The 14,962-nt window shown below is 59.1% G+C and carries 11 protein-coding genes; 1 reads left to right on the top strand and 10 read right to left on the bottom strand.

The features are described from left to right. Window positions 1-307 precede the first annotated feature (307 nt). The gene (locus L2I41_RS20405; protein ID WP_237155471.1) at window positions 308-3,679 is read left to right on the top strand and encodes an SEL1-like repeat protein; all 3,372 of its coding nucleotides are present in this window, start codon (window positions 308-310) and stop codon (window positions 3,677-3,679) included. A gap of 258 nt (window positions 3,680-3,937) precedes the next feature. Here L2I41_RS20405 and L2I41_RS20400 read toward each other — a convergent pair whose 3' ends face one another. From L2I41_RS20400 to L2I41_RS20355, 10 genes are all read right to left on the bottom strand, one after another. Next, the gene (locus L2I41_RS20400; protein WP_237155470.1) at window positions 3,938-5,131 is read right to left on the bottom strand and encodes a lipopolysaccharide biosynthesis protein; all 1,194 of its coding nucleotides are present in this window, start codon (window positions 5,129-5,131) and stop codon (window positions 3,938-3,940) included. Between the two features lie 147 nt (window positions 5,132-5,278). Then, window positions 5,279-5,794, bottom strand: a complete 516-nt coding sequence (locus tag L2I41_RS21575; RefSeq protein ID WP_304610570.1) for an acyltransferase — start codon at window positions 5,792-5,794, stop codon at window positions 5,279-5,281. A 99-nt stretch (window positions 5,795-5,893) separates the two neighbouring features. Continuing rightward, window positions 5,894-7,090: a glycosyltransferase gene (locus tag L2I41_RS20390; RefSeq protein WP_237155469.1), complete on the bottom strand. Its 1,197-nt coding sequence runs from the start codon at window positions 7,088-7,090 to the stop codon at window positions 5,894-5,896. Window positions 7,091-7,363: 273 nt separating this feature from the next. Beyond that, window positions 7,364-8,332 carry an NAD-dependent epimerase/dehydratase family protein gene (locus tag L2I41_RS20385; protein ID WP_237155468.1) on the bottom strand — a complete coding sequence of 323 codons (969 nt, stop codon included), beginning with the start codon at window positions 8,330-8,332 and terminating at the stop codon, window positions 7,364-7,366. Continuing rightward, entirely contained in the window at window positions 8,329-9,444 is a 1,116-nt protein-coding gene (locus L2I41_RS20380; RefSeq protein ID WP_237155467.1) for a glycosyltransferase, read from the bottom strand. The genes L2I41_RS20385 and L2I41_RS20380 overlap by 4 nt, the downstream gene beginning before the upstream one ends. After that, window positions 9,431-10,507, bottom strand: a complete 1,077-nt coding sequence (locus tag L2I41_RS20375; protein WP_237155466.1) for a glycosyltransferase family 4 protein — start codon at window positions 10,505-10,507, stop codon at window positions 9,431-9,433. Before L2I41_RS20375 ends, L2I41_RS20380 begins: the two co-directional genes overlap by 14 nt. Before the next feature lie 20 nt (window positions 10,508-10,527). Beyond that, a complete protein-coding gene (locus tag L2I41_RS20370) occupies window positions 10,528-11,811 on the bottom strand; it encodes a hypothetical protein (RefSeq protein WP_237155465.1) in 1,284 nt (427 codons plus the stop codon). A 337-nt stretch (window positions 11,812-12,148) separates the two neighbouring features. Next, window positions 12,149-13,438: a WcaI family glycosyltransferase gene (locus L2I41_RS20365; RefSeq protein ID WP_237155464.1), complete on the bottom strand. Its 1,290-nt coding sequence runs from the start codon at window positions 13,436-13,438 to the stop codon at window positions 12,149-12,151. After that, window positions 13,435-14,397 (bottom strand): GDP-L-fucose synthase, encoded by a 963-nt coding sequence (gene fcl / locus L2I41_RS20360; protein WP_237155463.1) that lies wholly within the window; start codon window positions 14,395-14,397, stop codon window positions 13,435-13,437. Before fcl ends, L2I41_RS20365 begins: the two co-directional genes overlap by 4 nt. Further along, window positions 14,394-14,962 (bottom strand): GDP-mannose 4,6-dehydratase (locus L2I41_RS20355; protein WP_237155462.1); only part of this gene is annotated, 569 nt, incomplete at its 5' end. The genes L2I41_RS20355 and fcl, both read right to left, overlap by 4 nt.

Here is a 14,962-nt window from a genome sequence, read left to right as displayed (position 1 = left end):
ATATATCTCGTTGCGACTGGCTTCCCCACCAGTGATGCGCCTTCACACCTTCCACACGAATTAGTTACCAGCCTGAGTATCATGAGCTCTTTTTTGACATTCTGCTTCATTTCTGGGCTTTTTATGCTACCCGCAGCCGGGAAGACACGAGAAATGCTGAAATGTTTCTATGTGACCCGCTCAGTGACGTTTGGTAAATCTTATCGCCCTGTTGCCAAAGCCGGAGATTGAAACTACTCTGGCCGCGGATTTTGGATCTACAGCCATTTTCGGCGAAATTGCTTGCACTTTTCGAATTGGAGGCGTCATGCGCAAAATTGGGACCTTCCTCGCGTCGACCGCACTTGTTTTCGCGACACTCAGCCTGGCACATGCGACGGCCGCTTCGCCCCCCAAGGTCGATGTGAAGGCGCTCGTCGATGTGATCAAGTCGTCTCCGACCTCAGACGCGTCAGTGGACGCTTTGAAAAAGCTTCAGGCGGCTGCGGACGGCGGCAATGCCGGTGCGCTCTACATGCTCGGCGATCTTTATGCCCGCGGCGGTGTCGTGCAGGTGGACGGCCCGAAGGCGCTGGACCTTCTGCAAAAGTCGGCCGATGCCGGCAATGTCAGCGCCTATGTCCGAATGGGCGAAGTCTATCGCGATGGCCTTGGTGTACCCGCCGACGGTGCAAAGGCCGCCGAAGCTTTTCAGAAGGCAGCGGATGCAGGGAATATCTACGGCAAGCTCAGCCTCGGCCAGTTGCTGGTCAAGGGCCAGGGCGTCGCTGTTGATGTGTCCAAGGGCATGCCTCTGATTCAAGAGGTGGCCGACAGCGGCAACGCAAACGCGCTCTACATGCTGGGCGATCTTTATACTCGCGGCGGCGCTATTCCCGTGGATGGAACAAAGGCTGTCGAGCTGCTGCAGAAGGCCGCCGACGCCGGCAACGCAAGCGCGTTTGTCCGCCTGGGTGAGGTTTACCGTGACGGCCTTGGAGTGCCGGCCGACGGCGCCAAGGCCGCGCAAGAGTTTCAGAAAGCGGTGGATGCCGGGAACATCTATGGCCAGCTCAGCCTCGGCCAGTTGCTGGTCAAGGGCCAGGAGGGCGTACCGGTTGACGCCAACAAGGGCATTGCGCTGATCCAGCAAGTGGCCGACACCGGCAACCCGAATGCGCTCTACGTGCTGGGCGACCTGTATACTCGCGGCGCGGTCGTGCCGGTGGATGGTGCTAAGGCGGAAGCCTATCTGCAAAAGGCGGGTGCGGCTGGAAACCCGAGCGCCTATGTGCGTCTTGGTGAAGTCTACCGCGACGGCCTCGGCGTGCCGGCCGACGGCGGCAAGGCTGCCGACGCGTTCCAGACGGCTGCCGACGCCGGCAACGTCTACGGCAAGCTCAGCCTCGGCCAGATGCTCGTCAAGGGACAGGGTGTTCCGGTCGACGCAGGCAAGGGACTGTCGCTCATTCAGGAAGTGGCCGACGCCGGCAACATGAATGCCGTCTATGTCCTTGGCGACCTCTACACGCGTGGCGGAGCCATTCCGGTGGACGGTCCGAAGGCCATCGATCTCCTGCAAAAGGCTGCGAATTCCGGCAATGCCAGCGCCTATGTGCGCATGGGCGAGATCTATCGCGATGGCCTCGGTGTCACCGCTGATGGCGCCAAGGCCGCCGAAGAGTTCCAGAAGGCGGTCGATGCCGGCAACATCTACGGCAAGCTCAGTCTCGGTCAGCTGCTGGTCAAGGGACAGGGCGTCGCTGCAGATACCGAAAAAGGCATGGCGCTGATTGCGCAGGTTGCCGATACCGGCAACCCCAATGCGCTCTATCTCCTGGGTGATCTTTACACGCGCGGCGGCGCAATTGCGATCGACGGACCGAAGGCAATCGAGTTGTTGCAAAAGTCGGCTGACGCTGGAAACTCGAGTGCATTCGTCCGCATCGGCGAAGTCTACCGAGACGGCATTGGCATCCCGGCCGATGCCACGAAGGCAACCGAAGCGTTTCAGAAGGCAGCGGACACCGGAAGCATCTATGGCAAGCTCAGCCTCGGTCAGCTCTTGATCAAGGGACAGGGAGTGCCCGTGGATGCCGAGAAGGGCGTCTCGCTGATCCAGCAGGTTGCCGATACGGGCAACACCAATGCCCTCTACATTCTGGGCGACATCTACACGCGCGGCGGTGCCGTACCCATGGACGGTGCAAAGGCTATCGACCTGTTGCAGAAGTCCGGCGAAGGCGGCAATGCGAGCGCATATGTTCGACTGGGTGAAGTCTATCGCGACGGTCTCGGCGTAACCATCGACGGCGCCAAGGCGGCGGAGGCGTTCCAGAAGGCGGTGGACGCCGGAAACGTCTATGGCAAGCTCAGCCTTGGCCAGATGTATGTGAAGGGTCAGGGCATTGCAGTCGACACCGACAAGGGCATCGCACTGATCCAGGACGTTGCCGACAGCGGCAACACGAATGGTCTCTACATTCTGGGCGATCTCTATAGCCGCGGCGGTGCCGTGCCCGTCGACGGCCCCAAGGCGATCGATCTGTTGCAAAAGTCGGCCGATGCCGGCAATGCCAGCGCGTATCTGCGCCTCGGCGAAATCTATCGCGACGGGATTGGCGTGCAGGCCGATGGAGCCAAAGCGGCCGAACTGTTCCAGAAGGCCGCTGATGCCGGCTCCAAGTCGTCCTATACCAGCCTGGCGGACGCGGCCTTGCAAGGCATCGGCCAGCCGCGCGACGGCGAGAAGGCCATTTCGCTGCTCGAACAGGGCATTGCCAAGGGCGACATGAGCGCAACGCTGAAACTCGCCGACGTGCTCTACAATGGCGAGTATGTGCAGGCGGACCAGAAGCGGGCCGTGCAGCTCTACGAGCAGGCATCCGATCAGGGCAACACCACGGCGCGTTACCAGCTGGCGATCATCAATCGCGATGGCGGCAAGGGCATTCCGAAGAATCCCAAGCTCGCGATCGCCCTGCTCACGCAGAACGCCGACGCCGGGCACGGCGCCAGCCTGCTGGCCCTGGCGGATGGACATCTCAATAACCGCTTCGGTTCGTCGTCGAGCGCCAAACTCGGCATTGCCTCGCTGCGCAAGGCTCAGGACATGGGCATTGAAGGCGCAGCCCCCATGCTGGCCAATGCCTACCTCAGCGGTCAGGGCGGCCTTGCCAAGACACCGCGCCAAGCCATCAAGATCCTCACCGAAGCGGCAGATGCCGGCAATCGCCAGGCGGCTCGCACCCTGGTGTCGCTCTATCGAAACGGGCGTGGGGACGTGGTTCGCAAGTCACCGGATACAGCGGCGCGCTTGCTTGACCGCTATGCCACGGCCTTCGACCCGAACAGCCTTGCACAGGAGAAGGTGCTGATCGAGGCAGCGTCGGCGACAGGCACCAAGGCTTATGCCGAAGTGTCCAAGCATGTCTGGCAAGCGCCAGTGTCGCTGCAGCCCGGCATCCTGAATGCCATGCGCTGGGCCAACGAAAATGCCTTCGTCTACGCGTTGCAGGACAAGATGAAGGCTGCGGGCATCTACAAGGGACCGCTCAATGGTCTACTCACCTCGGCCACCATCAAGGCATTGTCCACCCTGTGTGATCAAGGCCCGGCGGGTGATCGCTGCCGCCTCGGTCCGTTGAGCAACGGCGCCGTGCGCGTGCTGGCCATTCAGGCGCAGACGGCGGCAATGTAATCTCCCCTGCAAATCCGCAGGCGGTGTTGTGAAAAGCAAAGCGCCGGAGAGGTGGACCTCTCCGGCGCTTTGTCTTTTGTGCTGGTTGCATGCCCTGTCTTGATGAGGCCGGCTCGCCTTAGAGCGCTTTCCGACCTGACGGAATCGTCAGGTCGACAAGAAATCGCTCCAGATTCAAGAGTTTGAGCAGCCGCTTTTCGATCATGTTGGTTCAACATGATCGGCGGGTGCTCTAGAGCGCGTGCCCAAATTGTCGGATCACGACGGGCTCTGACCCACCTTCTCGCCAAAGCGGCGCTGAGCAACATGATAGCTGTAGACCAGGATCAAGACATAGGTCCCCGACGCGGCCAATCGTGCCAAGGCGGCACCGATCGGGCCCAAATAGGCACCGGCGGGAACACCGACAATCAGCGCCGTCGCGCAAACGATGGCCGCGATCTTGAGCAGAAACTTCGTGTCGCGATTGGCGAGATAATAGCGATTGTAGACGTCGCCCATGCCATTGAGGATGGAGCCTATTCCCAGGAGCTGCGCCGGGATGGTGACGGACGCAAAGCGCTCACCGTAGAGTATGTGAATGGCGAAGGGCACGAGAAGGCAGAATCCGATCGTGATGGCAAGCGACACTGCCCAGGCCAAGGGAATGACCTTGTCCGGGAAACCCCAGGCTCCAGGAAGACGACTGAAATAGGCGGTACCAACGGCGCTTGGCAGCAGTGTCAGCGGCGCAGTAACCGTTACGGCCAGTGAGAAGACCGCGACGTCTGCCGGCGACTTCAGGCCCTGAAGTACGAAGATGCCCGATTGGGCCGTAAGCGCAGCCAGAAACGAGCCCCAGTAGACGTTGAGCCCAAGACCTCTGTTTTCCTTGAAAAGATAGGCAAAGCCAATGCGATCGGGCTTCAGCGATATCCCGTTCCTGGAGATCAGGATCCAGACCACCAGCCCCTGCGACAGAAAATACAGCGTGGCGCACAGCGGCGCGTTGAGTGGCAGCGACAGAAGTCTCGAGCCACCTAGCAACAGCAGAAAGAGAGCTGTGGGCGCCGCGTTCAGCACCGCAAGGCCGAGAAAATTGCCGCTGGCGCGCAGCACTTCCTGCAGCAGAAGCGGCCAAGCCATGGCGCTTCCCAGGAAGGCGGCTGCAACAATCCAGAAGCTGAGAGCGTCCGGCCACTCGGAGACGAGCAGTACGCCGCCCACACAGACGGAACAGGCGACGGCGATCATCCAGGCCTGTGTACTGGCACCGCGCGCCACCAGAGTCCGAAACGTTCGCCCCCCCTTTCCGGCCAACAGCGTGCCAGCGGAAGAGAAGAGCCCCAGGGTCAACGCACTGGTGAGGACTGTCACGCAACTGATGACAAAACGGTATTGTCCCAGATCTCTTTCCGTCATCAACCGTGCAGTGAAGCTGCTCGACGCAAGTCCAAAGACGAGCGCCATCATCAGAGACCCGTAGATATACAGAACGCCGCGCCTTACACTGCCGGAATGTTTTTGTCTGGTCATGAAACTGGGAACTCACTTGACCCGGGCCAATAAAGGCCATCACACATGATTGCGCATCCAGCGCACAAGCAAAACCAAATATCCTTAATCAGATGCCCTTCCAAATTTCCGAATGTAGTGCTCTCTCTTGGCCGATTCACTCAAGCTTTTTGTTCGATCTACATTTTTCATAGTCTTCGACTTATATTCTTCCAAACTGCGTATAACCTTCGCCGGGACCCCCGCAGCAACACAGTTTGATGGAATATCTTTCGCTACAACAGAACCCGCGCCAATCACTACGTTATCCCCAATAGTGACTCCCGGAAGGACTATAGCTCCGAAACCAATAAAAACGTTGTTGCCAACCCGAATAGGGCGCACGAGATCGATTTCCGGCTCTTCATCGCGGAAGACCCAAACGCTGCCATCATGCGTCAGAAACTGAACTTTCGTCGCGCTGACATGATCTCCCAATGTCACGAGATAGGGCTCTGTGGAAAAGTCCGCCCCTAGCAATCGACAATCTTTTCCTATCGTGACGCCAAGCTTTCGCGCATACCGAACCGGGTCTCTATGCTTTTGATACATTGCGACAAATCGTTTCAGGATTCCCAGCATCACAACTGCACTCCAATCCGAGACCTACACTCACCCAACGAAAACAACCCAGTAAACTCGAGATGTATACTTTCGTCTAAAATTAAAACAAATGTAATTTCAGAAGAAATCGTTTAGCGCCTTGCCATACAAAGATACATCAAAATTGTCCTTTGCAACTCGGCGCCCGTTCTCACCGACATCTGCACTTGCCTCATCACTTAATGCGCGTCGAATGGCGGCACCGTAAGCATCCAAGGTTACTGACTCCGCGATATAGGCTGTCTCGCCATCGCGAAAATAGCGCGTTACATCCGCAACATTAGTCGTAACGATTGGACGTGATGAAAAAAGATACTCGCCGATCTTGGTAGGAAAACGAGCGGCCGACTGGACATCCTCAAACAATGGAATGAGCAAGGCCTTGGCTTCGCAGTAGAGTTGCAGGAGGTCCTTGCGATCGAGATAGCCAAGCAGTGTGACATTCTGCTGGAGTCCCTTGGCGGCAATCCAGTCCACCAACGCCTTCCACTCCGGATGCCCCTCGCGGTAACCGGTCAGCATCAGCTTGCAATCGGGATGGGTAGGCCAGACCTTCTCCATTGCTTCGATGATGAAGCGCATCGTGGAGGCGTAGGCTATGGCGCCCGAAAAGACGACATAGTTCTTGGGCGGTTCGGGCGTTATATCCTTGAACTCCTCACCCGATGCGAGGATGGGGATCTGGAGGATCTTGTAGCCTTCACGACGATGGGCCGTGTCTTCGCGAGCCCATTTGGCCAACAGATCGGAGATGACAACTGCACCGTCGGTACCTGTCAAAGGCGATAAGCGCGAGAACCATTTCTTGTTCTCCATTAGGGCCCAAGGACGCTCGTTGACCTCGATGTAAACGGGGATTCCGCGAAGCCATGCAGCGGCAGTCGCGAGGTAGTTCAGCGCTGTAGGGCCACTCAGATCATATCCAAGAAATACGGCAGGATACTCAGTCGCCTTGTTAAGTGTCAGTATTCGCCATGCTGTCAGGCAATGACTCCAAGCATCGACAAAGCGACGCACAATAGCCGAAGTTGGACGCACAGTGCGGCCAGATGTGTACTCGTAGTCGACACCTTCGAAGTGGCCGCGGACATCCTTGTTCACCACTCGGTTCGGTGCCTCAGTGGTACCCACAGTAAGCAGTGTAACGCGCGCGCCCACCGAGGCAAGGGCCGCACCGATCCTCCGGATACGGTCCGCGGTCGCCATGCCATTGGGGAACCCAACGCCTCGACGAACCAGCACCACGTGCTTGCGCTTGTTCTCTGCTGCCGACATCCGACTTTTCCTGTGAACTGCGGACCACGCGGCTGCGGTACGAGCCGCTGTGGCCTCTGACCTGAAATTGCAAAACTCGGCGCCCTGCGCTTAGCCGAGCGGCGATGACCTGTTTCGATCGCAACAAATCCAGCGGGCTTGAGAACACCCGCCACGCCGGTGAACCTGCTCGGCGCAATGATCCGCCTGAGTCGCTGCCGCGGTCGATCGCTCTCCATCAAGCCTTGACGGTGGGGAACCAATGCCCGCTGCAGACTGGGAAAGCGGCACCGATCACGCCTGTGACCGTATCCACTCGACCGTCAGCTTGTTGCCCTGCTGGCGGCTATAAGGCAACACGTTGCCCATCAGTTCGGGCAATGGCGACATGTCATGGACGTTGTTGGTGGTCATGTTGTTCAGGCGGAAGGAGGTCATGGGAAACCGGAGGCCGGCCTTCTGAACCACATCGCCAACCAGGCCCAGCCCCTGAAACACCAGCTTGGGCACTCGAGGCACACGATAGGGGACGAACTCGGCGATCTCGTCGGCCCACTCGCGGATCACGTAGCCCGGCCAGTCGCCAAGATAGATCGCCCTCCCCTTCAGCGCCTCGGCATGATCAAGGATCGTCGACATCTGGGCAATGGCATTGCCAACATAACCGTAGGTCTTCTGAGTGCTGTCGCCGGCGATATGCAGATAGCGCTTCGAAAGAACAACCTTGAAGAAATCGGCGTATGGAACACCAAACCAGGGGCCCCAGATCGATGTGGGCCGCGCAATCACCCAAGGGTAGGATGGGTTGGCGGCACGCACGATCTGCTCGCCGATCACCTTGCTCTCGCCGTAGACAGTGTGAGGCTGGAAGTCGAGGTCGGACGTCGGGCGGTATCCCGGACGGCAGACATACATGGATGAAGTGAAGATCGCCGGTCCGCCAAAGCCGATCGCGTCCAGCCCCTCCAGCAGGCGCGAGACGCCGTCCGTGTTGGCCGAATAGTCCGGCATGGTCTTGCCGTCGAGATCGGTGCGCGCGGCAAGATGAATGACCGCGTCCGGCCGGAAGGCTTTGAGAAGACTGGTCAGCGCAGCCCCGTCGCGGATGTCGCCCGCCTGCCAGACGCTCCGGTGCGAGCTTATCTTCGGGTCAGCCAAATCAACGCTCGCCACGGCGACATTGCTGCTCTTGCGGAGTTCTTCAATCAGGTTTGTGCCGATGAAGCCCGAGCCACCGGTGACCAGGATGCGGTTGAAACTCACGCTACCATCTCCCTATAGATCGCCTCGTAGCCACGGGTCATGACCTGGGCATGGAAGAGAGTTTGAAAATTCCGGCGAATGCTTGCCCGAACCTCGTCGGTGTCTTGCTGCATCAGGCTCTGGAGGCCGGCAAGCAGGCTCGCGTCCGACAGCGGGTCAAACATGCAGCCGACAAAGCCTTGACACTTCTGAATGACAAATCGATGAGACGGGATGTCAGAGAGGAGACTGGGCATTCCCACCGACATTGTCTCCAGCAGGGTATTGGCCAAGCCTTCCGTCGACGACGGCGAAACATAGAAGTCGCAGGCAGCAAGGAAGGGCCGGATATCCTTGTGAAATCCCATCAGGTGAATGCGAGGGCTCGCCACCTTGGCAATCCGTTCTTCCTCCGGTCCGGCCCCGACCACCACGAGATCAACGTCAGCAGGGTTCACCCTGGCAAAGGTCTCCGCAAGTTCGCCGATCCGCTTCTCGCCGGACAGGCGCCCCACCGACAACAGGTAACGGCGCCGAGGGTCAAGCCCCAACTGGGCGAGTGCCTCGTTGCGGCTGCCGTAGCCGTCGAGGCTCATGGGCTCGATGCCGTTGTTGACGGCAGGAAAGCTGTAGCCCCGCTTCTCAAGATACTCGGCGGCAACACTGTCTGCACAGGCGATCGGCTTGTCGATGAAGCGAAGCGCGACATTCGATCCCGCCGTGATCACCGGGCCTTTCACCGGACCGTGGATCACGCGGTACTGTACGTCGGGATAGACATGGACCGTGTAGGCTGTCTTGACGCCGCGCACGCGGGCGGCGGCGAGAAAGAACAGGCTTCGCGGACAATGGGAATGGGCGATGCGGAAGGCACCGGTCCTCAGAAGATCACGCAAGGCCTTGAAACGACCGAAAGCGCCCTGAGCGCTGGCAGCAAGCGGGTACACAGGTACTCCCAGCGTCTGAAACTCGGACAACAACGAGTTTTCCTTCTCTGCCGTGAATGTGGCGACCGCTGGCGCAAAGCTGTTTCGATCCAGATTGCGCACCATGTTCAACAGAACACGGGTCGGCCCCTCATTTGCGAGCGAGGAAATCGTATATAAAATCTTGATCGGCTCAGAGGCAGTCATGATATACCTGAAGAAATTCAGACGCCATTCGCGGCAAGCTGAAGCGTGTCGTAATTGTATTGGCCGATGCTTCGCCTAAAACCTTGCGCAGGCCCGGGTTGACACACAGTAGTTCAAGCTTGTCGGCAAGCGCTGTCGGATCGTGCGGAGGGACCAGGAAACCGGTCTCGCCATCCGCGATGATCTCGGGCGTGCCGCCGCCATCGGTGGCCACGACCGGCTTGCCCTGTGCCATCATTTCCATGAGCGCATTTGAAATGCCCTCCGCATGAAACACAGGATCCGTACAGAGTGCGCCGATGTCTATGCCAGCAATGAAGGCGTCGATGTTCTTGATGAAGCCGGTGAAGGTGACACTCCCGGCGCACTTGGCTTCAGCGTAGGCTTGCAGCACTTCAAGATCTGCGCCCTGCCCGGCCACGAAGGCCTCGAAATCGACACCACGCGCCTTCAGGATGGCCAGAGCGTCGATATAGGTGCGGTAGTCCTTCTGCCGATCCAAGCGGCCGATCATGGCAATACGGGTTGCCGATCCCGTGCGTGATGCTGGCACGACGGCTTTCAGACGCGCCTCGTCATAGCCGTTGTGGATCACGACGCGCTTCTGGAGCGGCGTACCATAGGCGTCATGCCCGGCCTTCGAGTTGCCGACAATCTTCTTGCAGAGCAGGAAGCCCATGCGCATGGCGATCCAGTTGACGGAAATGGGACGCGCGGGCTTGGCGTCGACCACAAATGCGCCAAGGCAAGGGAGCCTCAAGGCCGCGCATACAGGCGCAGCATAGAACACGCTCATGTAGGACCAGGGATTGACGATGCAGGGCCCCATTTTCTTCAGGATCGCATGGAGCTTTGGGAAAACGCTGAAGTCGCGGTTGCTGCTTCTGTCGATCTTGATGACCTCGACGTCCAGGTCGTAAACCTCGGGGTAGTCGACGCGGTCATCGAGCAATATGAGCGTTATGTCCCGCACACCCAATCGGTTCAAACCAGCGATGAGTTGAACAATTCGACGCTCACGGCCACCACCCCAAAGCATATCATTGATGATGACAATCTTCATCGTATGCGCATTAACTTCCATCAAGACACTGCCACCATTTTAGGCCGCTCAGATCGAGCCTCTGCTTCGCCTCCGAAGAATGCAAAGCACCACAAGGCCAAGAATACCGGGTGTTCGATGAGCGAATAACTGACGGACACCATGAAAATATAGAGCGTCAACATCACAGGGCTTCCGGCGCCGAACTTTCGGCTCAGGCTGCGGGAGCTCGTGACTGTGGCCCACGCAAAGAACGCGAAACCGAATGTACCAAAACGCGCGAAAATCTTGCCTATGCCAGAGATGGAGACGATGTTGAGCGCGTCTTGCCGCACCAGCATTGCGTCGTCCTCTCCCCCATATCCCGTCATCGGGTAGCGAAGGTAGTCCGAGAAATCGAGCTGGAATGACAGGAAGCGTTGGGCTGCCAAAGGTTCAGCCACATTCCAGTCTTGCGAGGCGCTGTAAGCCAGATCATTGAGATTCTGCGCCCACAGTTCCTCAATCTTGCTTTGCATGAAGGGCAAGGAGATGAGGCCGACAACAACCGCTGCCGCCGCGGCAGGAAACAGGACGAGGCGAGCCGCACCTGGAATGTCATGCCACAGCTTGAAGACGATCAGTATCATCAGGATGCTGAAGCCGGTGGTTGACTGCGACGAGACCAACGCTGCGAGCAACACCCAGGCCGCCGGGTTCCGCTTCAACGCAAAGCCGGTCCGGTAGAAGTTGGCCATCAATCCCAAACAGCACAAGACGGCGAAAGCGCCAGGCTCCCACGCAAAACCCGAGTTGCGCGGCAGGAAGGACTCGACGTGTTCGTTGATGAAAGATTGAACAAGTATGTAGGAGTCCACAATGCTGGCGTAGGGCTGCCCGACTGAAAAGCCGTGCAACGCCTGCTGTACAGCGCCACCGGTCAAGATGTTGGCTGACCAAATGGCAAGGCTGATGGCCGCAAACCGCGTGATCAAGTATTCCAGATGGATCAGAACACGCTCTTGCATCGCCTTTACAAAACAATAGGCAACCCAAAAATTGAGCGGATACAAAAGCAGATACTTCGGATGGATTGAACCAAACACAAAGGTCTGGGCTATAAACAGCGCCAGAAACCCACCAATGAGCAACGTGAAACGTCGCGAGATTGTCAGGCGATAGCGCAGAGTAATGAACGCTGCCAGCCCCGCAAGCAGGACCGGCATCAGGAGATTCTCCCAAGTCATTGACGAGCGCGCAAAGACGGTAACGCCAGTGGCGGAGTAGAGCAGAAAGCCGACCGCCGCTCTTTCAAAATACAGCGAGGACTTGCTTTTATCGGTCATAAGAACACACACCACTGTTCACGCCTGATCCCACTGACACTGTCACACTTTCGGCCAAGCATCCATTAATTCAAAAAGGAAACATAAATTCGGCTGAATGTGCCGTCTCTTCGGCTCCATAGCGCGACTTCAAATTCCGCAATTGTATCAATGGCATGGGAGTTTCGATAGCGGCGACCGGTCGACCATCTTCATTGGGCAACAAGTTGCAGGGACTTCAAAGCCGCCGGAGATGGGCCAGCCTTCGTCGGATCGAACCCTACGCAGCCTCCTCCCCGCCGGTCATCGCCCAAAAAGTGACTGCCAACCGCCGCCGCCCGCTCTTCGCTGGCGTGCATCATTGCTTGAGGCACGCGGATATCAACGCGAGGCTGATGGTCTTGTCCAAAGATCTCGCCAACCGGGACTGACGATCGTCCACCGCGGTCCGCGTCCGAGCCAGCTTGATACCTTCGGCAAGACCTGCGGAGTCGCCAGGTTGGGTGATCACCGCAGCGTCACCCAGGAACTCGGCCAGTTCGGTCTCCGGGTCGGCGGTCACGATGATGGACTTGCCGCTGGCCAGCATGCCCCCCAGCTTTGAAGGAAGCACCAAATCGGCCGCTCCCTTTTCTTGTGGCAAGGCGTGCAGATCAGCCATGTTCATGAACTCGTTGAGCCGCTCATAAGGCTGGAATGGAAGAAACTGCACGTTGGCTAGGTGGCCATAGCGCTTCTCCAGATCAGCCTTCACTGGCCCTTCGCCCGCAACAACGAACTTGATTTGGCGATCGTTCTTGAGGGCGTCTGCAGCGTCAAGCAGCACATTTAGTCCCTGCTTGGCACCGATGTTGCCGGAGTACAGCACCACATAGTCGTCTTGCTCGAACCCAAGCTCCTTGCGATAGCCGTTTTCGCCAGTCATTGGGTAGATATGGGAGAGATCCACCCAGTTGCGCGCTATGGTCAGGCGATCCTTGGCGACCCCTTTGGCCAAAAGCCCTTCCGCCATCCGGTTGGAAATGGTGATTACCTTGCTGAACCGACGCAAAGCTGCCCTTTCAAAGGCATAGCCCAACTTCTTGAGCCACGCTTTGGAGCCAAGATGGCCTACGGCAAACGCGGCATCAACCTCCAGATCCTGGACTTGGAGGACGGTCTTCGCACCGACAAGCCAGGCGGCAAATTGGGCTACGGGGGCGGCAAAAAGCGTCGGCTCGATGCAGAAGACGATCTGTGGACGCCGACGAAGGGTCTCGAACAGCACCACGGGTGCCGAGCAGAGAGCGAAGGACAATGGCGCAAACAGACGCCAGATGCCTGACATCTTGCGCCGCAGGAACAACGGCGTGCGACGGACACGCACGCCGTTTTCGATAGACGTGCCGTACCGGTTGGCAAACCCGTCCCTGACGACCCACCCCGGGTAATGCGGAGGGGTGGTCACCACTGTCACATCAGCACCCTCGGCCGAAAAATACTCGGCGATCTCGCCCGTGTACTTCCCGACACCGGCAATTTCGGGCGCATAGTTCATGCCATAGACAAGAATGCGGTATCCATCGAAAGACCCAACCGCTGCCGCCGAACTCAACGGCTCGACCATGTGAGCCATAACCGGAACTTGCTCTTCGCCGGTCTGTGTCACTGATGGGCTCCTGCCGGTCGCATTGTGGCGTTGCCAGCGAGGAAGGCGGCGTAGGCGCCGGCGATGCCGGTCCGCAGGTCGATCCTCGGCTTCCATCCGAGGCCGCGGATCTTGTCGGCGCTCATCAGCTTGCGCGGCGTGCCGTCGGGCTTGCTGAGGTCGTGGACGATCTCGCCCTTGAAGCCGACCACATCGCAGACCAGCTTCGTGAGGTCCAGGATGGACAGGTCCTCGCCCGAGCCGACGTTGACATGTTCAAAGTCGGAATAGACCTTCATCAGGTGCACGCAGGCGTCGGCGCAATCGTCCACGTTGAGGAACTCGCGCAAGGGCGTGCCGGTGCCCCAGACCACGATCTCCTTGTCGCCGCTGAGCTTGGCTTCGTGTGCCTTGCGGATCAGCGCCGGCATCACGTGGCTGGAGTTGAGGTCGAAGTTGTCGCCCGGCCCGTAGAGGTTGGTGGGCATGGCGGAGATGAAGTCGGCGCCATGCTGCTTGCGATAGGCCTGGCACAGCTTGATGCCGGCGATCTTGGCGATCGCGTACCACTCGTTGGTCGGCTCGAGCTCGCCGGTCAGCAAGGCGCTTTCCACGATCGGCTGCGCGGCGAACTTGGGGTAGATGCAGGACGAGCCCAGGAAGCACAGCTTCTCGACGCCTTCGCGGAACGACGCCTCGATGATGTTGGCTTCGATCATCAGGTTGTCATAGAGGAAGTCGGCCGGATAGCTGTTGTTGGCAAGGATGCCGCCCACCTTGGCTGCGGCCACGAAGACCGCGTCGGGCTTGGCCTTGGCCACCCAGGCGCGCACGCCGGCCTGATCCTTGAGATCGACCACGTCGCGGCCGGCGACGAGGACCTCACAGTTCTCCGACGCCAGACGTCGCACCAGGGCCGCGCCGACCATGCCCCGATGGCCGGCAACCCAGACCTTCTTGCCGTTGAGATCGTAGCTCATCGTCCCCCCTCCACGCTGACCGGGAGGTCGAGGCCGTGCTTCTTGAGCAGCGCATAGCGCCGGGCCGACTTGTGGTCTTCGCAGATCATCTCGCGGCACATGTCGCGCGCGGAGATCTCGGGAACCCAGCCCAGCTTGTCCTTGGCCTTCTTGGGATCGCCCAGCAGCGTCTCCACTTCCGACGGGCGGAAGTAGCGCGGATCGATGCGGACGATGACGTCCCCGACTTTCAGCGCCGGCGCCATGTCGCCGGTGATCGCGGTCACGACACCGATCTCGTCGACGCCGGTGCCCTTGAACTCGATGGTGATGCCGAGGTCTTCACCGGCCCAGGTGATGAACTCGCGGACCGACTGCTGCACGCCGGTGGCGATGACGAAGTCTTCGGGCTTGTCCTGCTGCAGCATCAGCCACTGCATGCGGACATAGTCCTTGGCATGGCCCCAGTCGCGAAGCGAGTCGATGTTGCCCATGTAGAGGCAGGGCTCGAGGCCCATGGCGATGTTGGCAAGGCCGCGGGTGATCTTGCGGGTGACGAAGGTCTCGCCGCGGCGCGGGGACTCGT

Origin of the sequence: Oryzibacter oryziterrae (assembly GCF_021864535.1) — a bacterium.
Taxonomy (GTDB): Bacteria; Pseudomonadota; Alphaproteobacteria; order Rhizobiales; family Pleomorphomonadaceae; genus Pleomorphomonas; species Pleomorphomonas oryziterrae.
Note: the sequence above shows the minus strand (reverse complement) of the source record. Positions and strands in the feature narration are given on the sequence as shown.

Excerpts from the sequence above, each read along its gene's own strand:
- fcl (WP_237155463.1), bottom strand. The coding sequence starts at position 14,397 with ATGAGCTACGATCTCAACGGCAAGAAGGTCTGGGTTGCCGGCCATCGG.
- L2I41_RS20370 (WP_237155465.1), bottom strand. The coding sequence starts at position 11,811 with ATGACCGATAAAAGCAAGTCCTCGCTGTATTTTGAAAGAGCGGCGGTC.
- L2I41_RS20405 (WP_237155471.1), top strand. The coding sequence starts at position 308 with ATGCGCAAAATTGGGACCTTCCTCGCGTCGACCGCACTTGTTTTCGCG.
- L2I41_RS20375 (WP_237155466.1), bottom strand. The coding sequence starts at position 10,507 with ATGAAGATTGTCATCATCAATGATATGCTTTGGGGTGGTGGCCGTGAG.
- L2I41_RS21575 (WP_304610570.1), bottom strand. The coding sequence starts at position 5,794 with ATGCTGGGAATCCTGAAACGATTTGTCGCAATGTATCAAAAGCATAGA.
- L2I41_RS20400 (WP_237155470.1), bottom strand. The coding sequence starts at position 5,131 with ATGATGGCGCTCGTCTTTGGACTTGCGTCGAGCAGCTTCACTGCACGG.
- L2I41_RS20390 (WP_237155469.1), bottom strand. The coding sequence starts at position 7,090 with ATGTCGGCAGCAGAGAACAAGCGCAAGCACGTGGTGCTGGTTCGTCGA.
- L2I41_RS20380 (WP_237155467.1), bottom strand. The coding sequence starts at position 9,444 with ATGACTGCCTCTGAGCCGATCAAGATTTTATATACGATTTCCTCGCTC.